Below are 20293 nucleotides of genomic sequence, written 5' to 3'. Positions count from 1 at the left end.
GGCGGCCAGCACGGCGAGCACGGTCAGCACGACCGGGACGACCACCCAGCGGCGCTTGAACCGGCGGCGCCGCTGCACGGGCGCCGCGCGCCGGGCCGGGGCGGCGCCGGGGACGGGGCCGGCGGCGCGGCAGGGGACGGGGTGGAGGGCGCGGCGGCGGCCGCGGGAGCGGGCCGGGGCGCCCGCCTGCCCTGCCTGCGCTGCTGCTCCCGGGCGTCCCTGCGCTCCTTGCGCTCCTTGCGCCGGTCGGCGAGGTAGCGCGCCTGGTCGCGGGCGTCGCGGGCGACGCCGTGGATGACCGAGGCGAGGGCGCGCAGGTCGTCGAGGTCGAAGCGCTCGACCTGGCCGCCGAGGGTCGGGCGGCTGCCGTCGTCGCGGTCGGAGTCGCTGCCGTCGGCCCGGTCGTCGCCGGGGTCCTGCGCGCGGGGCGTCCACTCCGGTCCCGGCCCGGCGCCCTCGAGCACCGCCCGCAGCGCCGCCCGCGTCCGCGGCACGTCCCAGCGCGCGGCGGCGTCCTTGGTGAGCAGGCCCTCGAGGACCGGGGCCAGCGGGCCGGCGAGCTCGGTCGGCGCGGGGTCCTCGGAGACGACGGCCAGCAGCGTGGCCATCGACTCGGGCCGGTCGAAGGCCAGCCGGCCCTCGACGGCGGTGTACAGCGTGGCGCCGAGGGACCACAGGTCGACGGCGGGCCCGGGCTCCTCGCCGCGGGCCCGCTCGGGCGCCATGTACGACGGTGAGCCGATGATCGCGCCGGACGTGGTGATCGACGGGCCGCCGGTGGCGATCGCGATGCCGAAGTCGGTGAGGTGCGCCGCGCAGTCCCGCCCGACGAGCACGTTGGCCGGCTTGACGTCGCGGTGCACGATCCCGGCGGCGTGCGCGGCCTCCAGCGCGTCGAGCACGTCCAGGCCGATGCGGGCCACCGCGCGCCAGGGCAGCGGGCCCTCGCGCTGCACGATCTCCTGCAGGCTGCGGGACTCGACGTGCTCCATGACCAGCCAGGGCCGGCCGTCCTCCTCGACGACGTCGTAGAGGGTGGTGACGCACGGGTGCACCAGGCGGGCGGCCGCCCGGGCCTCGCGCAGCGTCCGGTTGCGCAGCGCCTCGCGCTCGTCGTCGGTGAGGTGCGCCGGGAAGGTGACCTCCTTGAGCGCCACTGGGCGGCCCAGGACCTGGTCGGTGGCCCGCCAGACGACGCCCATGCCCCCTCGGCCGAGCATCCCGTTCACCGTGTAGCGGCCGGCGACCAACCGCTGTGCACCCGCGTCGGCGGTCATGTCGGGGACGGTACGCCCGGAGCGGGCCGGGCGGCCCGGCTCAGTCACTGCGACCCGGCTCGGGGTCGCTCTCCGCCTCGAGGTGGGCGGCGGTCTCCTCGTCCTCCATCTCCAGGGCGATGTCGCGCGGCTGCGGGAGGTCGGGCTCCGGCGTCGTCATGGCTCCAGCCTGCCCCGGTCGCGTCCGGTCCGCGCCCCGGCGCCGGGCCCGTCCGGGGAGGACGGACCCGGCGCCGCCGGACCGCACCGGGCTCCCCACGCAGGGTCACCCGCGCCGGGTCACCCGCGCAGGGCCGCCCGGGCCACCGGCACCAGCGCGGCGAGCACCAGCGCCTCGCCGAGGACGCTCACGGCCGTGGGGAACTCGCCGCTGGCGAGGACGAAGCCGGCGAGGTAGGCCGGCGCGGCCCAGACCGTCACGTCGGCCCGCGCCCGGACCAGCGCCACCGCGGCCAGCACCGTGCCGACGACCGCCATGAGCACCAGCGGGCCCAGGACGAGGAAGGGCGGCCCCTGCTGCACGGCCGCCCACGTCTCGGCGGCCGCGGGACCGCCCTCGCCGGCCAGGACGCCGGCGATCAGCCGCATGCCGGCGAAGCCGCCGCCGCCGACGCTGCCGGCGGCCAGCAGCGCCGCGGCGATGCCGGACAGCCACGGGGCGCGGCGGCCGCAGGCCAGGGCGACCGTGGCCGCGGCGGCGATCCCGGCGACCATCGCCACCAGGTAGACGACGACCGACAGCGTCTGGGCCGTCGGGTCCTCGGCCAGCCCGGCCAGCCACGGGCCGGCGTCGTCGCGGGGCAGGCCGGCCGACGACAACAGGTACTGGGCGGCGAGGGCGACCGGACCGGCGAGGGCGGCGCCCACGAGGAGCCGGCGGCGCGGGTGGGGTGCGGGGGCGGCCGGCGCGGCGGGTGCGGCCGGGACCTCGGGTGCGGTGGCCTGCGGGGCGACGAGGCCGGTGCCGAGGTGGGTGGTGCTGGACATGTCGGGTTCCTCCTGCGGGGGACCGGCTCCGTCGGCCGGGCACCGGGAACGGTCGCGGCGACGGCGTCCCGGCGGCATCGGCCGCGTGTCCCGACCTGCCGGGGGAGCGTGGTCCCTGGGTCCTGGGACACCTCCACTGCCACCATGTCGCGGTGCCCGCCGCCCGGACCGTCGCCGCCGGTGCCGCGGCCGTCGCCGGGCTGGCCATGGCCGTCGCCGCGCTGGTGCTCGCGCTGACCGGCGTCCCCGACGCCGGGCCCGCGACGGTCGCCTGGGGGCTGGCCGGCGCGGGCGGGTCCGGCGTCCTCGGCGCCGTCGTCGCCGCCGCGCGGCCGCGGCTGCTCGCCGGGTGGCTGATGCTCCTGGTCGGGGTGAGCAGCGGCGGGGTCGCGCTGGCCGCCACGGTCGCCGCCGCGCTGGTGCCCGCGGACCCGGCGTCCGCGGTCGGCGCCGCGGCCTTCTGGCTCTCCACCTGGCTGTGGGTGCCGGCCTACGTGCCGGTCGTCGCGCTGCTGCTGCAGGTGCTGCCGGACGGGCGGCTGCCCGGCCGCGGCTGGACGGCGGCGGCCGGCGTCGGCGCCGCCACGGTGGTCCTGGCCCCGGTCGGCTGGGCGCTGACCCCCTACGACCAGCAGGACCGGCCGGTGGCGGCGCCGTACCGCGACCTGGTCAACCCGGTCGGCGTCGACGGCGCCTTCGCGCTGGCCGGGCTCTCCCTCGTCCTCGTGCTGGCCGGCACCGTCGCGGGCGTGGCCTCGCTGGTGGTGCGGCTGCGGCGCAGCGGCGGGCGGGAGCGCGAGCAGGTCCTGTGGGTCCTGGCCGGCGCGCTGGCCACGGTCCTGCTGCTGGTCCTGGCCTGGTCGGTGCCCGCCGCCGAGACCGCCCTGATCGCCGCGGCGCTGCTGCCGCTGCCCGCGGCGACCGCCTGGGCGCTGGTGCGCACGCGGCTGTGGGACCTCGACCCCGCGCTGGCCCGCACGCTCGTCTACCTGTCGCTGACCCTGCTGGCGCTGGCCCTGCACGGCGTCCTGCTCGTGCTCGCCGGCCGCCTGCTCGGCCGGCTGGGGGAGCAGTCGGACCTGCTGGTCTTCGCCCTCGCCGCGGTGCTCGTCCAGCCCGCGCGCGACGCGCTGCAGCGCGGGGTCAACCGGCTCCTCTACGGCGACGTCGTCGAGCCCGGGGTGGTGGTGGGGGAGCTGGGCCGGCGGGTGGACTCGGCGACGGCGCCGTCCCAGGTCCTGCCCGGCGTGGTCGAGGTCCTCGCGCGCACGCTGCGGCTCCCGTCGGTCGCGCTGCACCTGCCCGGTTCCGAGCCGGTGACGGCCGGGCGCGCCCCCGGCAGCGGCGACGACGTCCGGACGCTGCCGCTGGTGCACCAGGGGCGGACGGTCGGGCGGCTCGACGTCGTCCTGCCCGCCGGCGGGCTCGGCCCGCGGCTGCGGGACCTGCTCGACGAGCTGGTGCGGCAGACCGCGCAGGCGGCGCACGCGGTGCTGCTGGCCGGGGAGCTGCAGCGCTCGCGGGAGTCGATCGTGACCTCGCGCGAGGAGGAGCGGCGGCGGCTGCGCCACGACCTGCACGACGACCTCGGCCCGGTGCTGGCGGCGACGGCGATGCAGCTGGAGGCCGCCGCGGAGCTCGTGCCGGCCGACCCCGCCCGGGCCACCGCGATGCTCGACCGCGCCGCCGGCCACCTGCGCGCCTCGGTGGCCGACGTCCGCCGGATCGTCGACGACCTCCGCCCGGCCGCGCTCGGCGACCTCGGGCTGGCCGGCGCGGTGCGGGCGCACGCGGCCCGGCTGGCCGATGGCGGCGTCGCGGTGACCGTGGACGTCCCCGGGGACCTCGGCGAGCTGCCGGCCGCCGTGGAGGTGGCGGCCCTCCGCATCGTCGGCGAGGCGATGACCAACGTGGCCCGGCACGCCCGCGCCACCCGCGCGCACGTCACGATCACCCACCGCGGGACGGCACTGGAGGTCTGCGTGGAGGACGACGGCATCGGCGTGCGGCCGGGGGCGGCGACCGGCGTGGGGCTGGGCTCGATGCACCAGCGCGCCGCCGAGCTGGGGGGCACGTGCACGGTCAGCAGCGGTCCCGGGACGACGGTGCGCGCCTGCCTGCCGACGGGAGCGGCGTGACCACCGTCCTCGTCGTCGACGACCACCCGGTGTTCCGCGAGGGCCTGGTGGCGCTCGTCGACTCCCTCGGCTGGGCGCGGGTGGTGGCCGAGGCCGCGGACGCCGGGGAGGCGGTGACCGCGGCGCTGGCACACCGGCCCGACGTCGTGCTCATGGACCTGCACCTGCCGGGCGGCAACGGCATCGACGCCACCGCCCGGATCACCGCCGACCTGCCGGACACCGCGGTCCTGGTGCTCACGATGGTGGAGAACGAGGACGCCGTGGCCGCGGCGCTGCGGGCCGGTGCGCGGGGCTACCTGGTCAAGGGCTCCTCGCGGGCGCAGATCGCGCGGGCGCTGGAGGCGGTGGCCGAGGGCGAGACGGTGCTGGGCCGCGGGCTCGGCGCGGCGCTCGCGCGGCTGAGCCCCCGCAGCGACGGGCTCGCCGCCTTCCCGCAGCTCACCGAGCGCGAGCGGGAGGTGCTCGGGCTGCTGGCCACGGGGGCGTCCAACGGCGAGATCGCCGGGCGGCTGTACCTGTCGGAGAAGACGGTGCGCAACGTGGTCTCGGCCGTCTTCGCCAAGCTCGAGGTGGGCAGCCGGGCCGAGGCGGTGGCGCGGGCCCGGGACGCCGGCCTCGGTGGTGCCGCGCCCGGGCTGGGGACCTGAGGCCCGCCTAGACTCCGCGCCCGATGACGCTCACCCGCCTGCTGGTGGCCAACCGCGGCGAGGTCGCCGTCCGCGTGCTGCGGACCGCCGCCGCCCTCGGCCTGTCCACCGTCGCGGTCGCCGCCGAGGACGACGCCGGGAGCCTGCACGCCCGCCGCGCCGACGACGTCGTCCGCCTGCCCGGGAGCGGCCCGGCCGCCTACCTCGACGTCGCGGCCGTCGTGGGTGCCGCGGTGCGCTCGGGTGCCGACGGCCTGCACCCCGGCTGGGGCTTCCTCGCCGAGAGCCCCGACCTCGCCCGCGCCTGCGCGGAGGCGGGCGTCGCGTTCGTCGGCCCCGGCGCCGAGGCGCTCGCGCTGCTCGGTGACAAGACCGCCGCCCGCGCCCGCGCCGCCGCGCTGGGCCTGCCGGTGCTCGTCGCCACCGACAGCGACACCGGCCTCGACGCCGCCGCCGCGTTCCTCGCCGGCCTGGGCGACGGCGGCGCGGTCATGGTCAAGGCGGTCGCCGGGGGCGGCGGGCGGGGCATGCGCCCGGTGCGCGACCCCGCGGACCTGCCCGCGGCGCTCGAGCGCGCCCGCTCGGAGGCGACGGCGGCCTTCGGCAGCGGCGCGGTGTACGTGGAGCGGCTGCTGACCGGCGCCCGGCACGTCGAGGTGCAGGTGGCCGGCGACGGCGCCGCGGTCGTCGCCCTCGGCGACCGCGACTGCTCGCTGCAGCGGCGCCGGCAGAAACTGGTCGAGATCGCTCCGGCGCCCGGGCTCGGCGACGACCTGCGCGCCCGCCTGGCCGCCCACGCCACCGCGCTGTGCGGCTCGCTGCACTACCGCGGGCTCGCCACCGTCGAGTTCCTGGTCCGCCACGACGAGGCGCGCGGCGCCGAGGTGGCCTTCCTCGAGGTGAACCCGCGGCTCCAGGTCGAGCACACCGTGACCGAGGAGGTCACCGGCCTGGACCTGGTCGAGGTCGGCATCCGGCTGGCCGAGGGCGCGACGCTCGGCGACCTCGGACTGGCCTCGCCCCCGCCGTCCCGGGGCGCGGCCGTGCAGGCCCGGGTCAACGCCGAGACGCTGCTGCCCGACGGCACGGTGCACCCCGGCGTGGGACGGCTCGAGCGGTTCGTCCCGCCCACGGGCCGCGGCGTGCGGGTGGACACCGGCGTGGTCGCCGGCGACGAGGTCGGCCCGCGCTACGACTCGCTGCTGGCCAAGGTCGTCGTCACCGACCGCGACCTGCCGCGGGCGCTGGCCGGCTGCCGTCGTGCGCTGGCCGAGCTCGACGTCGCCGGGGTCCCGGTCAACCGCGACCTGCTGGCCGCGCTGCTCGACCTGCCCGGCGTGGCCGACGGGAGGGCGACCACCGACCTCGTCGACGACCGCCTCGCCGACCTGGTGCCGGACGTCCCCGTGCAGTCCGCCGTCGCCGGAGCCGACGGCGCCCTGCCGGTGACCGCGCCGCTGTCGGGCGCGGTGGTGGAGGTGACCGCCGCCGAGGGCGACGCCGTCGCCGCCGGGACGACGCTGCTGGTGCTCGAGGCGATGAAGATGGAGCACGTCGTGCCCGCGCCGGTGGCCGGCGTGCTCACCGGGCTGGCCGTGCGGGTGGGCGACGTCGTGACCGCGGGGACGGTCCTCGGCGGGGTCGTCCCCGGCGACGTCGACGACGCCGCCGCGGGACCGGAGGCGGCCGATCCCGACGCCGTCCGCCCGGAGCTGGCCGAGCTGCAGGAGCGGCGGGCCGCCACCCTCGACGACGCCCGGCCCGAGGCGGTGGCCCGCCGGCGCGACGCCGGGCGGATGACCGCGCGCGAGACGGTGGCCGCGCTGGTCGACCCGGGCACCTTCGTCGAGTACGGCCAGCTCGGCATCGCCGCCCAGCGGGCCCGGCGGTCGCTGGAGGAGCTGGTCACGCGGACCCCGGCCGACGGCATGGTCACCGGCATCGGCGAGGTCGGCGGCGTGCCGTGCGCCGTCCTCGCCTACGACTACACCGTGCTGGCCGGCACCCAGGGGCGCACCAACCACCGCAAGACCGACCGGCTGCTCGAGGTCGCCGCGGAGCGGGAGCTGCCGGTCGTCCTGGTCGCCGAGGGCGGGGGCGGGCGGCCCGGCGACACCGACGGCGGCGGCTTCTCCCGGCTCGACGTCCCGACGTTCACCACGATGGCCCGCCTGGCCGGGCGCGTGCCCACGGTGGCCATCGTCTCGGGGTACTGCTTCGCCGGCAACGCCGCACTCGTCGGCTGCTGCGACGTCGTCGTCGCCACCGAGGACAGCAGCATCGGGATGGGCGGCCCGGCGATGATCGAGGCCGGCGGGCTCGGCGTCGTCGCACCCGGCGACGTCGGCCCGACCGCGGTGCAGGCCGCCAACGGCGTCGTCGACGTCGTGGTCCCCGACGACGCCGCCGCCGTGGCCGCCGCCCGGCAGGCGATCGGGCTGCTCACCGGCCGCGTCGTGGCGGGGCAGGCGGCCGACCAGCGGGCGCTGCGGACGGCGCTGCCGGCCAACCGGGTGCGCAGCTACGACGTGCGGCCCGTGGTCGGCACGCTCGCCGACACCGGCAGCGTGCTGGAGCTGCGGCCGGCGTTCGGCCGCGGCGTCGTCACCGCGCTGGCCCGCCTCGACGGGCGGCCGGTGGGCATCGTGGCCAACGACCCGCGGCACCTCGGCGGCGCCATCGACGGCGAGTCGGCGGACAAGGCCGCGGCGTTCCTGCGGCTCTGCGCGTCGGCCGGGCTGCCGGTGGTCTCGCTGGTCGACACGCCGGGGTTCATGGTCGGCCCGGAGTCCGAGCGGACCGGCACCGTCCGCCGCTTCGGCGGGCTCTACGTGGCCGGGGCCCAGCTGGGCGTGCCGCTGCTGGCGGTGGTGCTGCGCAAGGCCTACGGGCTGGGCGCGATGGCCATGCTCGGCGGCGACCTGCGCGTCCCGCTGCTCACCCTCGCCTGGCCCACCGGCGAGTTCGGGCCGATGAGCCTGGAGGGCGCGACCCGGCTCGGGCACCGGCGCGAGCTGGAGGCGCTGCCGCCCGAGGCCCGCGAGGCCCGCTACGCCGAGCTGGTGGCGGAGTCCTACGCGCAGGGGCGGGCGCTCAACGTCGCCTCGGCCTTCGAGGTGGACGACGTCGTCGACCCGGCCGACACCCGGGAGGTGCTGGTCCGCGCGCTGGCCGGACTGGCCGGACCGTCCTAGCGTCCGGCCGTGCCGAGCCACCGCCTGACCACCGGCGACGGCGCCGTCCTGCGGGAGTGGGACGCCGCCGACGCGACCGCCGCCGAGTCCGAGGCCGTCGACGTCGTCAGCCGCCACCGCGCGGACGACCCGCCGGGTGCCGGTGAGTACGTCCTCCGCGACGAGGCCGGCGGCGACGTCGCGCGGTGGGGCCCGATCGCCCCCTGAGCTCAGTCCTCGCCGAGGCGGCGCTGCAGCACCTCGTGCTCGCGGCGGAGCACCACCTGGGTGACCAGGTCGCGGACGGCTCCCTCGGCCTGGCGGCCGATGAAGGGCGCGTCGACCCTGGCGTCGCCGGTCACCGTGGCGCGGGTGCCGCCGCCGGAGGCCGGGGTCAGCCGCCGCTCGCAGGTGACGAGGGCCTGGCGGCCCATGATCTCGGCGCGCAGGTCGAGCGCGCCGCGGTAACCACCGTCGCCGTCGGAGGTCCAGGTGGTGCGCTCGGTGACCGGCACGGTGCCGCCGACGAAGCGGGCGAACACCGGCGGGATGCCCGTCGTCGGTGCCGTCAGCCGCACCACCGTCGTGGTCCCCGGCCCCTCGGTGCGGCTGGACACCTCCTGCACCTGCGCCTCCAGGGCCGAGGCGACCTCGCGCAGGAAGGCCTCGTCGGTGAGGGCGGCGAGCACACGGTCGGGGGTGGCGGCGTAGCTGGTGGTGGCGTCGATGGGCACGCCCCATCCTCGTGCGGCCACGGGCGGGGCGCCCACCGGGGTCACCGGGACGGGCGAGGGCACTGGGGCCGCTGGGCCGGACCCGCGCCCGCGACCTCCGCGGCGGGCCGGTCCGAGCGACCTAGCGTCCGTCACACCGCGCCGGCCGATCGGGGACCGGCGCACCGATCGAGGAGACGACGCGTGCGCCGCAGCACCGCCGTCGCCGGGGCCCTGGCCGCCGGCGTCACCATCCTGTTCACCGGCCCGGCCGCCCAGGCCGCCGCAACCGACGTGATCCACCCCAGCGACTTCCTGGCGGCTCCCTACAGCGACACCCGCGCCACGGGTCACTTCGAGGTGGCCGGCACCGGCCTGCACATCTGGACCGAGGGCGCGACCCGCACGGACAAGGTCGCCGAGTACGTCGCCACGGACACCCCGCTGGCCCGGGTCGGTGAGCCGACCCTCGACTACACCGCCACCACCGGTGGCGCTCCGGGATTCCAGCTGGTCGTCGACTTCGATGCCAACGGCACCCCGGACGGGATCCTCGTCGGTGAGCGCGCCTACAACGGCGACTGGTGGCTCAACAACGAGGCCGCCCAGTTCGTGAAGGACGGCGCTCCTTCACACGAGGGCGGGTCCGGTAGCACCGACCACGGCACGCTCGACCAGTGGCGAGCGGCGTTCCCGACAGCGCGGGTCGACGCGTTCGGCTTCTCGCTCGGTTCGGGCGTCAAGGGCGACGGCGTGATCAACGCGATCCACTTCGCCGGCACCCGGTACACGTTCGCGCGGGACGTCGAGCTGACCGGCAAGCAGCAGTGCAAGAACGGTGGCTGGGCCACCAGCACCCTGCCGGTCTTCCGCAACCAGGGTGAGTGCGTGAGCAGCTTCGCCAAGGCCGCCGAGCGCTGACGCCACGTCGATGACGGAGGCCCCCACCCGAGTCCGGGTGGGGGCCTCCGTGCGTCGGGGTCAGGCCGCGGGCGCGGCCTCCTCGGGAGCCGTGCACGCCTCGACGGCCGCCTCGGCGGACTCCGTCGCCGCGGGGTCGGCCGGGGTGGTCGCCGCCGGGTCCGCGACCGCGGTGCCGTCGGCCGCCGCCGCGTCGGCGGGGTCCTCGCACGCCGGGGCGACCGGTGTCACCTGCTCGGTGACGGGCTCCTCCGCCGGTGCCTGGTCGGCGACGGGCGTCTCCGCCGGAGATCCCTCCGCCGGTGGCTGTTCTGCCGGGGGCTGCTCGGCGGGCGGTTCCTCGACCGGCGGCTGCTCGGCGGGGGCTGCTCGGCGGGGGCTGCTCGGCGGGGGCTGCTCGGCGGGGGCTGCTCGGCGGGGGCTGCTCGGCGGGCGGTTCCTCGGCGGGCGGTTCCTCGGCGGGCGGTTCCTCGACCGGCGGTTCCTCGACCGGGGCGAGGGGCGCCGCGTCCGCCGGCGCGGCCGGCTGCTCGGTGGGCGGCGTCTCGGTGGGCGGCGTCTCGGCGGGCGGCTGCTCGGCGGGCGGCTGCTCGGCGGGCGGCTCAGGGGCCGGGGCCTCAGGGGCCGGGGCCTCGGGTGCCGGGGCCTCGGGTGCCGGGGCCTCGGGTGCCGGAGCCTCCGGAGCAGGCGCGGCGGGGACCGGGTCGGCGGGGACGGGCGCCGGAGGGGGGACGTCGGGCGCGACCGGCCCGCCCGCGGACCCACCCGAGGAGAACGAGTTCCCGAGCGAGGACGTGTCGAACGAGAACCGCTCCAGCAGGTCGCCCGGCGAGGCGCCGGCGTCCGGCAGCGGCCGCGACGCGGACGCCGGCACCCAGCCGTCCTCGAAGCCGGGGGCCGTCACGCCGATGCTCGGCAGCACCAGCGGTCCGGCGTCGTCCGCGGTCTCGCCCACCCGGGCCTCCGTGTGCGCCGCCTCCCCGGCCGCCGACGCGCTGCCCGTCCCCGCAGCGCCGGTGACCGGCGGGCCCGAGACGGCGGCCACCGCGGCCGCCATCCCGAGTGCGCACGCGCTCGCGCCGAGGCCCGGGACGAACCGGGCGGACCGGACACCGCGTCGTCTTCTGTCCATGTGCGCTCCCCCTGAGCTGTCGGAAGGCCCGCCCATGGTGTCCCGGACGGTTCCGTACGTCCATGGCCGACGGCGTGGCACCCGCAGGCGCTGCGCGTGTCGCGCGTGCGCCCCGCCGGAGGCCGGCGTGGACACTCCCAGCGGGAGGCGGAACCGATCCGATCACGAACTCCCGGCCGCCGCAGCGGGACGGGGGCAGCGGCGGTCGCGCCGCACGATCTCCGTGCTCGGCACCGCGGCGAAGGCCGTCCAATCCGCGTGGGGGAGCAGGGCCGGCCCGGCGGTGCGGTCGATCCGCGCGGACCGCCGGGCGAGGTCGGCGCTCGAGACGGCGAGCAGCACCGCCTCCGCCGCCGCGAGCGCGGGCCGGTGGCGCGGAGGAACGCCCACGGCCGTCCCGCGTCCAGGAGGAGGTCGACCGGGAACGCAACCAGCTCCGCCGTCCGGCCCCGCCCGCCGCGGTGCCCCGGTGCCGGCCGTGGCCAGCGGCACGTACAGCGCCGTCCCGTGATCCCGGAGGCCGGGCCGGGCGGCTGCCCGCGCGGCTCGTCCAGGCGCCGGCACCAGCCCGGGCCGACGTCGGTGCCCGCCGTGCCCACCAGCGCGGTGAGCACGACGGGCACGGTGGAGGTGACCAGGGGACCGGGCCCCGACGGCCCCGAGCACGGCCCGCTCAGGCCGGCACGGCCTCCCGCTCGGCGGGACCGGCGCCGCGGGCCGGGAGCGGCGGGCCGTCGCGGCGCCGGCGCCCGTCAGCGCCAGGCCGGCCAGGCACCAGACGGTCAGGACCAGCAGCGCGGGGCCGGCCCCGGCGCCGTCGAACCACGAGGTGGAACGCAGCAGCGTGCCGGTCGCGCCCGGCGGCAGCCACTGGCCCACCGCACCCCAGGCGCCGGGCAGCAGCTCCGGCGCGCCGGCCAGCCCGGACAGCGGGTTGCCCAGCAGCACGGTCGTCGCCGCGCCCAGCGCCAGCCCGGGCGTGCCCAGCAGGTCGTGCAGGCCCAGCAGGACCAGCGCGGTCGCCGCGACGCCCAGGGCCACCACGCCCGTCGTCGTCCACCACGAGCCCTCGACCGAGCCGAGCCAGCTGCCCAGGACGGTCGCGGTCACCATGCCGCCGGCCACCGCCGCGGCGAGCGCCGTGGCGATCCGCCGTCCGCGGCCGCGCACCAGGCGCGAGGCGAGCGCGGCGGTCACGATGCCGCCGAGCGCGAGGGGCAGGGCGGCGGCGGCCAGGCCGGCGCCGCGCGGGTCCGCCTCCGGGGCGGGGACGACGTCCTCGACCGGGACGGGGGTGCCGGTGGCCGCGCCGAGCCCGGTCGCGACCTGGCGCAGCGCGGTGGCGACGGTGGGCGAGGCGGCCGAGGCGACCAGCAGCCGCGGGCCGGCGGCGTCGACCACGACCGCGCCGTAGACCTCGCGGTCCTCGATCGCCGAGCGGGCCGCCGCCTCGTCGTCGACCGGCCGGACGTCGAAGGCACCCGGGGAGGCGGCCTCGAGGCCGGCGGTCACCGGGGCGGCGGCGGGCGCCGGCCCCGCGACGGCGAGCGGGAGGTCGTGCGGCGCCGAGCGGACGGCGAACCAGGCGAAGGCCGTGAGGACCACGGTGAGCAGGACGGCGACCGCGACGGGAACGGTCAGGAGCGCGCGGGCGGGGGGAGGAGACGCGGGCTGCGGGGAGGCGGACATCGGACCACTCCAGTAAAACGAAGGACCGTTCGCTTACCGCGCCGAGTGTGGACCCACCGCGGCACGGCGTCAAGAACGGTCGTTCGCTTTACAGTGGACGCGTGCCCCGCGTACCCGAGTCCCACCTCACCGCCCGCCGCGACCAGATCCTCGACGCCGCCACCGCGCGCTTCGCCGCCAACGGCTTCCAGGCGACCGGCATGGCCGACGTCATCGCGGCGTCCGGGCTCTCGGCGGGCGCGGTCTACCGGTACTTCCGCAGCAAGGACGAGCTGATCGCGGCGATCGTCGAGCGGGTCCTGGGCGAGGCGGCGGCGCGCTTCGACGTGCTGCTGCGGCAGGAGCCGGTGCCGGACCCCGCCGGGGCCGTCGCGACCGCCGTCCGGATGGTCGCCGACGTCGCCGGGCGCGGGTCGGTCGACCTGACCCGGGTCGCCGTCCAGGCGTGGGGCGAGGCGCTGCGCAACCCCGAGGTGCACGCCGTCGTCGACCGGGCCTACCGCACCATCCGCGGGTTCTTCGTCGAGGTCGTGCGACGCGGGCAGCGGGCCGGGACCCTCCCGGCCGACGCCGACCCCCACCACCTCGGGGCCACGATGCTGTCCGCGGTCCTCGGCTTCCTCCTCCAGCGGCTGCTGCTGGGCGACCTCGACCCGGCCGCCTACACCGAGGCGCTGCGGGTCTCCTGGGTCGGCGCCCCGGGCTCGGTCGCCCCGGGCTCGGTCGCCCTGGGCTCCGACGGGTAGGAGCGGGGGAGCCGGCTGCCGAACAGCACCCCGGCCACCACCAGGACGCCGCAGGCCAGCTCGAGCGCAGGCGTCCGCTCCCCGAGGAACAGCCAGGACGCACCCGTCCCGACGACGGGGACCAGCATCGAGAACGGCGCCACGGTGCCCGAGGGGTGGCGGCTCATCAGCGCCGTCCAGATGCCCGAGCCGAGCAGGGTGGCGACGACGACGGTGAACAGCAGGCCGGCCAGCGCGAGGACGCCCTGCCGGGTGCCCAGTGTGGTCAGCGACGTCACGATGCGGGCGGGCCCCTCCGTGGCGAGCGAGAGCGCCAGCATCGGCAGCGGCGGCACGACGGTCATCCAGAGCATCAGCCGGAACGGCCGGGGCGGGCGCGCCTGCCGGTTGCACAGGTTGCCCAGCGCCCAGCCGAGTCCGCCGCACAGCGTCAGGAGGACCGGCAGCAGCGTGGCGCCGCCGTCCAGGCCGGCCCGGTGGACGGCGATGCCGGCCAGGCCGACGACCGCGAGCCCGACCCCCGCCGCCTGCCGCCCGGTCAGCCGCTCGCGCAGCAGCAGCCCGGCGAGGACGACGGTGAACGGCGCCGAGGACTGCAGGACCAGCGAGGCCAGCCCGGTCGGCATGCCGGTGTCCATCGCGACGTAGAGGAAGACGAACTGCAGGACGCCGAAGCCGGCGCCGTAGCCGAGCACCCACCGCCACGGGACGCCCGGGCGCGGCACGAGCAGGACCGTCGGGACGGCGATCACCGCGAAGCGCAGCGCCACGAGGAAGAAGGGCGGGAACTGCTCGAGCGACAGGTGGATCGCCAGGAAGTTCAAGCCCCAGACGACGGCCACGAGGAGAGCGAGGAGGCGGTCGCGGGTCGGCACGACGTCGAGCCTCCCCGCGCCGACGCGTCAGCACCAGCGAACAGATCTGTACTGACGATGTAGCGTCGCTGCATGGACGTGCGGGCGCTGGAGACGCTGCGGACCGTGCGCAGCCAGGGCGGTGTGGGCGCCGCGGCGGCCGTCCTGCACCTGACACCGTCGGCGGTGTCCCAGCAGCTGGCGTCGCTGGCGCGGGAGGCCGGCGTGCCGCTCACCGAGCGGGTCGGCCGCGGCCTGCGGCTCACCGCCGCCGGCGACGCGCTGGCCGACGCGGCGGTCGACGTGGCGGTCGCCGTCGAGCGGGCCCGGGCGGCCTGCGCGGCCTTCCTGGAGCGCCCGGAGGGGACGGTGCGCGTCTCGGCGTTCCAGAGCGGCGCGCGACTGCTGCTGCCCCCGCTGCTCACCCGGGTGGCCACCCTCGGCGGGATCACCGTCGAGTGCTCGGACGAGGACGTGGCGCTCGACGACTTCCCCGCGCTCACCGACCGGGTCGACGTCGTCGTCGCCCACCGGCCCGACGGCGCGCAGTGGCCCGCGCCGGGGCTGCGCGTCGTCCCGTTGCTGCGCGAGCCCCTCGACGTCGCCGTGCCGAGGGACCACCCGCTGGCCGGCCGCGACCGGGTGTCGCCCGGCGACCTCGACGACGAGGACTGGATCGCCGTGCGCGAGGGCTTCCCCGTGGCCGACGTGCTCGGCGCCGTGGCGACGGCGTCCGGGACCGCGCCGCGGATCGTGCACCGCATCAACGACTTCTCCGTCGCCGAGGCGCTCGTCGCCGCCGGTCACGGCGTCTCGCTGCTGCCCCGCTTCACCGGTGGCGGCCACCCCGGCGTCCGGCTGCTGCCGCTCGGGGGTGTGCGCGCGGGGCGGACGGTCGACGCGCTGCTGCGGCCGGACACCGCCGAGCGGCTCGTCGTCCGCCGCGTGCTCGACGCGCTGGTCGCCGTCTCCGCGGAGGCATCGGCTGCCCCGCGCTGAGGTCGAGCCGGGCGGACGTGTCAGCGATCCAGGTCGATCGCCTGCCGTGCCTCGACGGCGAACACCCGCCGAGCCTCGATCACGGCGTCCTCCAGGGACTCCCGCTGCGCCTTCCCCCGGTTGCCTCGAGGCGTCTCCCGGATGTAGCTGTCGACCGCGTCGCTGTAGGCAGCAGCGGCGCTGTACAGCCGCCCGGCTTCGTCGCTGACCTGTCGAGGCCCCGCGATCTGGGCCTCTGCGAGACGACTGTTCAGCTGGCGCCAGCCCAGCAGGTAGCGCTCCTCCGCCTGTCGACGGACGTCGCCGTCCTGCCCGGCGCCGATCACCGCGGTGACATCCCGGGCGTGCTCCTGGAACTCGTCCGCACTGTTCAGGAAGCGCAGGTACGCCTGACGCCGGAGGTCGGCCCGCTGTTGCTGCACCTGGATCTCCTGGCGCCGACGTCCCACCCGCGAGCTGTGCCACTGCCCGAACACGTGATCAGTCCGCCGACCACGGTCCCCAGGAATCCGAACACGGCCGTCGCCGTTCCCCCACCCACGGCAGGGACATCGGCACGGGGCGTCGTCCTGTGAAGGCGTGGACGGGAGGACTCCCAGCGATCTCACGATCGCCGTCGCGGTCGAGTTCTCCCGTCCAGCGGTGTCAGGGCTTCCAGCGGTGCAGGCCGGTGAGCCGGCGGACGGCGGCCGACGAGACCCGGTAGGGGAGCTTGCCGAGCCCCGCGGCGATGCGGGCGTCCGGCCCCACCTGCACGCGGAACGCCGGGCGGCGTGCCGTCAGCGCGCGGGCCACCGCGCGGGCCACCTCGCGCGGGTCGCGCGAGCGGGGGAGGTGCTCCTCCTCGAGGAAGCGCTCCACCGTCCGCAGCAGCCCGGCGTAGGGGCTGCCCGGCGGGGTGGTGCGCGGCGTCGTCGTCCAGATGGCGGTGTCGTAGTTGCCCGGCTCGACCAGGACCACCCCGACGCCGAAGGGCTCCACCTCGTAGGCCAGCGACTCCGCCCAGCCCTCGAGCGCCCACTTCGAGGCGCAGTACAGCGACAGGCCGGGGTTGCCGTAGCGCGCGGAGTCGCTGGAGACGAGGACCAGCCGGCCGGACCGCTGCTCCCGCAGGACCGGCAGCACGAGCTGGGTCAGCCGCATCGCGCCGAACAGGTTGGTGTCCAGGACGCGGCGCCACTCCTCCTCGTCGGTCTCCTCGAACGCGCCGCCGCTGGCGGTGCCGGCGTTGCTGACGAGGGCGTCCAGCCGCCCGCCGGTCAGCTCGAGCGCCTCCTTGACGCCACGCTGCGCCGACTCGGCGTCGGTCACGTCCAGCTGGACGACGTCGAGGGGGTCGAGGCCGGCCTCGCGCGTGCGCGCGTCGAGGGCGGCGCGCCGGGCGGGGTCGCGCATCGAGGCGACGACCTGCCAGCCGCGGCCGGCGAGCTCGACGGCGGTCTCCAGGCCCAGACCCGAGGAACAGCCGGTGATCAGCACGGTCCGCTGCTCGTTGTCCACGGCAACCACATCGGCAGGCCGGGAGCCGGACCGGACGGAGGAGGCGGCGGGGGGAGCACCTCTCCCGCCACCTCAACGTATAGCGCGGCCCGGGGCTTGCGGCAAGACCCGGGTCGGGGCTCACACTCGCCCGCCGTGAGCCCCCTGAGCACCAGCGTGTTCGACCTCCCCGACGACCTCGCCGCCAAGGCCGACCCGGCCCTGGTCGCCCGCGACGAGCAGCACTTCGCCGCCGTGGCCGAGAGCCTCCAGCGCTCGATCGCCGAGCTGTCCGACCGCCTCGACGCCGAGCGCCGGTCGCCCGGCGGCACCGGCCAGGCCGCCCTGGACCGCGACCTCGAGGTGCACCGCCTGACCGCGCGGCTGCGCGCGCTGCGCCGCTTCGGTCTGGACCTGTGCCTCGGCCGCATCGTCGGCGCGGACGGCGGCGAGCCGGTGTACGTCGGCCGGTTCGGCCTCACCGACGACGCGGGTCGGCGGCTGCTCGTCGACTGGCGCTCGCCCGCGGCCGAGCCGTTCTTCGCCGCCACCCACGCCGACCCGATGGGCCTGGCCAGCCGCCGCCGGTACCGCTGGACCCGCGGCCGGGTCACCGACTACTGGGACGAGGTGTTCACCCCCGACGCGCTGGAGGGACACGCCGCGCTCGACGACCAGTCGGCGTTCATCGCCAGCCTGGGCGGCAACCGCTCGGCCCGGATGCGCGACGTCCTCGGCACCATCCAGGCCGACCAGAACGCGATCATCCGCGCGGGGTCGGCCGGCGCCCTCGTCGTCGACGGCGGGCCGGGGACCGGCAAGACCGTCGTCGCCCTGCACCGGACGGCCTACCTCCTCCACGCCGACTCCCGGCTGGGCCACCGGCGCGGCGGGGTGCTGTTCGTCGGCCCGCACGAGCCCTACCTGGCCTACGTGTCCGACGTCCTCCCCAGCCTCGGCGTGGAGGGCGTGCGGACCTGCACGCTGCGCGACCTCGTGCCCGAGGGGACCGCGGCGGCGGCCGAGACCGATCCGGACGTCGCCCGCCTGAAGGCCTCCGTGGACATGGTGCGCGCCATCGAGGCGGCCGTCGCCTTCTCCGAGGAGCCGCCGACGACCGGCACGACCGTGGAGACGCCGTGGACCGACGTCCGGCTGAGCCCCGACGACTGGGCCGAGGCGTTCGAGGCGCGCGAGCCCGGGACCCCGCACAACGAGGCGCAGGAGCAGGTCTGGGAGCAGCTCCTGACGATCCTGGTCGACGCCCACGACGACGACGTCGAGCCCGAGCTGGTCCGCACCGCGCTGCGGCGGGACCGGCAGCTGCGGGCGACGTTCACCCGAGCGTGGCCGCTGCTGGAGGCGGCCGACGTCGTCGCGGACCTGTGGTCGGTCCCCGCCTACCTGCGGCGGTGCGCCCCGTGGCTGGGCGCCGAGGACGTCCGGAGGCTGCAGCGGCCCGACCCCCGCGCGTGGACGCTGTCGGACCTGCCGCTGCTCGACGCGGCGCGGCAGCGGGTCGGCGACCCGGGGGTGGCCCGGCGCCGGCGGCAGGCCGCGGCCACCGTCGCCGCGGAGCGCGAGCGCATGGCCGGCGTCATCGACGAGCTGATCGCGGCCGACGACTCCGAGCTGCTGCTCATGACCAGCCTGCGCCACCAGGACCTGCGCGACGCGCTGGTCGACCAGGCGGCGCTGCCCACCGCCGACCCGGACGAGCTCGCCGGGCCGTTCGCGCACGTCGTCGTCGACGAGGCGCAGGAGCTGACCGACGCGGAGTGGCAGATGCTGCTGCTGCGCTGCCCCTCGCGCAGCTTCACGATCGTCGGGGACCGCGCCCAGGCGCGGCACGGTTTCGCCGAGTCGTGGCAGGAGCGGCTGGAGCGGATCGGCCTCGGCGGGGCCACCGTGGCCTCCCTGACCATCAACTACCGGACGCCGGCGGAGGTCATGGCGGAGGCCGAGCCGGTCATCCGGGCCGCGCTGCCCGACGCCAACGTGCCGACGTCGATCCGCAGCACCGGGCTGCCCGTCGTGCACGGGCGCGCCTCGGACCTGTGGTCGGTGCTCGACGGCTGGCTCGCCGCGCACGCCGAGGGGATCGCCTGCGTGATCGGTGACCCGACGTTCCGCGCGACGCCGCGCGTGCGGTCACTGACGCCGGTGCTGTCCAAGGGGCTGGAGTTCGACCTGGTCGTGCTCGTCGATCCCGACCACCTCGGCGGGGGCATCGAGGGAGCGGTCGACCGCTACGTCGCCATGACCCGCGCGACCTCGCAGCTCGTCGTCCTCACGAGTTCCTGACGTCGGGTGACGATCGCCGCGGTGGACCGTCCGGGCCGGTCGCTCAGCGCCACGGGACGGGAGGGCCGGCGGGTCCGGGTGGCGGCCGGTGCCGCGGGCCCGGCTCGATCGCACGACCGGACACCGGCGCCTCCGCCTCCCACCGGGTGAGAGGACAGCGTGTGGGGTCCGTGGATGCCGGAGGAGCAGGCGGTGTGCTCAGCGGACCGCCTCGTCGCACGGTCTGAGGTGCCTGCGGCCGCCACGACCCCCTCGGGTGACGTCGCGACCGGAGCGTCGGATCCGGCCGTGGGGCGCGCGGCCGCGGCCGGCGGCGACGGTGAGGACGGCGGCGCTGACGACGATCGCCAGGGGGGCGAGGACGGCGACGGCGACGGCTGCGGCGGTGAGAGCGGTGTGGATCACGGGTCGGCCTCGTTCCCGTCGGCGTGGTCTCGGGAGTGCTCGTCCACGTCGTCATCGGCGGGCTCGGCCGTGTCCTGGAGCCGGACGAGCCTCCGGGTGCCCAGGGCCCTCGCGAGGTGGACCCACGCCCGTGACGAGAAGCGACTCGGCCGCGCGCGCGTTCCTTGCAGGAAGGGCAAGGTCCCGCCATATTGGTAAGTCGACCAACCAGGAGGATCCGCGTGCTGGCCAGGCGGGAGGCGATCGTGGCTGCAGCGCTCGACGTCATCCAGGAGGAGGGGCTCAGCGGCTTCACCCAGCCGCGGGTCGCCCGGCGGGCCGGGCTGCGCCAGAGCCATCTCACGTACTACTTCCCCACGCGGGCCGACCTGCTGCTCGCTGTTGCCGACGAGGCCGTGCGCCGACGGATCGAGGCCCTGCGTACGGCGGTGTCGGCCGAGGACCCGGCGGCGAAGGTGGCCGGGCTCGTCGAGGTGCTCGTCGACCCCCGTCAGACACGGATCCTGACGGCACTGACACAGAGCGCCGACGCCGACCCCGGAGTACGCCGTGCGTTCGCGGCGCTGGGCGCCGGGATCGCTCCACTCGGCGCCGAGCTGATCAGCTCCTTCGGTGCCGAGCCGACCGAGGCCTCACTCGCCCTGCTGCAGGCGACCTCCACCGGCATCGCGGTCCTCGCCCTGGCCACCGGCGCAGAGGCGTTCCGCGGCCGCGCCGAGCACGTCCTCACCCAGTTGCTCACCGGCCTGCGCACCGAACAGGACTGCACCTGAACCCACCGCACCCACCGCAGCACCGACCCAGGAGAGGCACCGGCATGAGCACG

General features: G+C 77.4%; 17 protein-coding genes. 9 read left to right on the top strand and 8 right to left on the bottom strand.

Annotated elements, in window-relative coordinates; translation table 11 throughout:
• Positions 1 to 23 precede the first annotated feature (23 nt).
• Together JD79_RS20600 and JD79_RS20595 are read right to left on the bottom strand one after the other, a co-directional pair.
• Positions 24 to 1277, bottom strand: coding sequence for a serine/threonine-protein kinase (locus JD79_RS20600; RefSeq protein WP_110007024.1), 1254 nt, complete (start codon positions 1275 to 1277; stop codon positions 24 to 26).
• Positions 1278 to 1556: 279 nt separating this feature from the next.
• A complete protein-coding gene (locus tag JD79_RS20595; protein WP_110007023.1) occupies positions 1557 to 2264 on the bottom strand; it encodes a hypothetical protein in 708 nt (235 codons plus the stop codon).
• 152 nt (positions 2265 to 2416) lie between these two features.
• Between JD79_RS20595 and JD79_RS20590 the strand changes: the two genes are divergently transcribed.
• The 4 genes from JD79_RS20590 to JD79_RS20575 are packed head-to-tail and all read left to right on the top strand — an operon-like array spanning position 2417 to position 8453.
• Positions 2417 to 4402 carry a sensor histidine kinase gene (locus tag JD79_RS20590; RefSeq protein WP_110007022.1) on the top strand — a complete coding sequence of 662 codons (1986 nt, stop codon included), beginning with the start codon at positions 2417 to 2419 and terminating at the stop codon, positions 4400 to 4402.
• Entirely contained in the window at positions 4399 to 5052 is a 654-nt protein-coding gene (locus JD79_RS20585) for a response regulator transcription factor (RefSeq protein ID WP_110007924.1), read from the top strand. Before JD79_RS20590 ends, JD79_RS20585 begins: the two co-directional genes overlap by 4 nt.
• Before the next feature lie 23 nt (positions 5053 to 5075).
• The gene (locus JD79_RS20580; protein WP_110007021.1) at positions 5076 to 8246 is read left to right on the top strand and encodes an acetyl-CoA carboxylase family protein; all 3171 of its coding nucleotides are present in this window, start codon (positions 5076 to 5078) and stop codon (positions 8244 to 8246) included.
• Between the two features lie 9 nt (positions 8247 to 8255).
• Complete coding sequence (locus JD79_RS20575) at positions 8256 to 8453, top strand: hypothetical protein (protein WP_110007020.1); 198 nt, start codon at positions 8256 to 8258, stop codon at positions 8451 to 8453.
• Positions 8454 to 8455: 2 nt separating this feature from the next.
• Here JD79_RS20575 and JD79_RS22850 read toward each other — a convergent pair whose 3' ends face one another.
• A complete protein-coding gene (locus JD79_RS22850; protein WP_170149294.1) occupies positions 8456 to 8959 on the bottom strand; it encodes a DUF2505 domain-containing protein in 504 nt (167 codons plus the stop codon).
• A gap of 183 nt (positions 8960 to 9142) precedes the next feature.
• On the opposite strand from JD79_RS22850, the gene JD79_RS22845 reads away from it, so the two are divergent.
• Positions 9143 to 9859, top strand: a complete 717-nt coding sequence (locus JD79_RS22845) for a hypothetical protein (protein ID WP_170149293.1) — start codon at positions 9143 to 9145, stop codon at positions 9857 to 9859.
• Between the two features lie 60 nt (positions 9860 to 9919).
• On the opposite strand, the gene JD79_RS22840 is transcribed toward JD79_RS22845, so the two are convergent.
• Together JD79_RS22840 and JD79_RS22835 are read right to left on the bottom strand one after the other, a co-directional pair.
• Positions 9920 to 10090: a hypothetical protein gene (locus JD79_RS22840; RefSeq protein WP_170149292.1), complete on the bottom strand. Its 171-nt coding sequence runs from the start codon at positions 10088 to 10090 to the stop codon at positions 9920 to 9922.
• Between the two features lie 1063 nt (positions 10091 to 11153).
• Positions 11154 to 12680, bottom strand: coding sequence for a tryptophan-rich sensory protein (locus tag JD79_RS22835; RefSeq protein WP_170149291.1), 1527 nt, complete (start codon positions 12678 to 12680; stop codon positions 11154 to 11156).
• 101 nt (positions 12681 to 12781) lie between these two features.
• Here JD79_RS22835 and JD79_RS20560 point away from each other — a divergent pair, with 101 nt between their 5' ends.
• Positions 12782 to 13426 carry a TetR/AcrR family transcriptional regulator gene (locus tag JD79_RS20560; protein WP_170149290.1) on the top strand — a complete coding sequence of 215 codons (645 nt, stop codon included), beginning with the start codon at positions 12782 to 12784 and terminating at the stop codon, positions 13424 to 13426.
• Here JD79_RS20560 and JD79_RS20555 read toward each other — a convergent pair.
• On the bottom strand, positions 13342 to 14301 hold the full coding sequence (locus JD79_RS20555; protein WP_110007017.1) for an EamA family transporter: 960 nt from the start codon (positions 14299 to 14301) through the stop codon (positions 13342 to 13344). The genes JD79_RS20560 and JD79_RS20555 overlap by 85 nt on opposite strands.
• Positions 14302 to 14373: 72 nt before the next feature.
• Here JD79_RS20555 and JD79_RS20550 point away from each other — a divergent pair, with 72 nt between their 5' ends.
• On the top strand, positions 14374 to 15279 hold the full coding sequence (locus tag JD79_RS20550) for a LysR family transcriptional regulator (RefSeq protein WP_110007016.1): 906 nt from the start codon (positions 14374 to 14376) through the stop codon (positions 15277 to 15279).
• Positions 15280 to 15299: 20 nt separating this feature from the next.
• Here JD79_RS20550 and JD79_RS20545 read toward each other — a convergent pair whose 3' ends face one another.
• On the bottom strand, positions 15300 to 15755 hold the full coding sequence (locus JD79_RS20545) for a hypothetical protein (protein WP_110007015.1): 456 nt from the start codon (positions 15753 to 15755) through the stop codon (positions 15300 to 15302).
• A gap of 169 nt (positions 15756 to 15924) precedes the next feature.
• A complete protein-coding gene (locus tag JD79_RS20540) occupies positions 15925 to 16779 on the bottom strand; it encodes an SDR family oxidoreductase (RefSeq protein ID WP_110007014.1) in 855 nt (284 codons plus the stop codon).
• A 135-nt stretch (positions 16780 to 16914) separates the two neighbouring features.
• Between JD79_RS20540 and helR the strand changes: the two genes are divergently transcribed.
• Together helR and JD79_RS20525 are read left to right on the top strand one after the other, a co-directional pair.
• Positions 16915 to 19062 carry an RNA polymerase recycling motor ATPase HelR gene (helR, locus tag JD79_RS20535; protein WP_110007013.1) on the top strand — a complete coding sequence of 716 codons (2148 nt, stop codon included), beginning with the start codon at positions 16915 to 16917 and terminating at the stop codon, positions 19060 to 19062.
• A gap of 626 nt (positions 19063 to 19688) precedes the next feature.
• Positions 19689 to 20240: a TetR/AcrR family transcriptional regulator gene (locus JD79_RS20525; protein ID WP_170149289.1), complete on the top strand. Its 552-nt coding sequence runs from the start codon at positions 19689 to 19691 to the stop codon at positions 20238 to 20240.
• The last annotated feature ends 53 nt before the right edge of the window (positions 20241 to 20293 follow it).

The sequence above is a fragment of the Geodermatophilus normandii genome (genome assembly GCF_003182485.1).
Lineage (GTDB): Bacteria > Actinomycetota > Actinomycetes > Mycobacteriales > Geodermatophilaceae > Geodermatophilus > Geodermatophilus normandii.
This window is presented reverse-complemented; position numbering and strand designations above follow the sequence as displayed.

Bases quoted from the DNA above. Each gene is read 5' to 3' on its own strand.
- JD79_RS20595 (WP_110007023.1), bottom strand. From the start codon at position 2,264: ATGTCCAGCACCACCCACCTCGGCACCGGCCTCGTCGCCCCGCAGGCC.
- JD79_RS20600 (WP_110007024.1), bottom strand. From the start codon at position 1,277: ATGACCGCCGACGCGGGTGCACAGCGGTTGGTCGCCGGCCGCTACACG.
- JD79_RS20550 (WP_110007016.1), top strand. From the start codon at position 14,374: ATGGACGTGCGGGCGCTGGAGACGCTGCGGACCGTGCGCAGCCAGGGC.
- JD79_RS20580 (WP_110007021.1), top strand. From the start codon at position 5,076: ATGACGCTCACCCGCCTGCTGGTGGCCAACCGCGGCGAGGTCGCCGTC.
- JD79_RS22835 (WP_170149291.1), bottom strand. From the start codon at position 12,680: ATGTCCGCCTCCCCGCAGCCCGCGTCTCCTCCCCCCGCCCGCGCGCTC.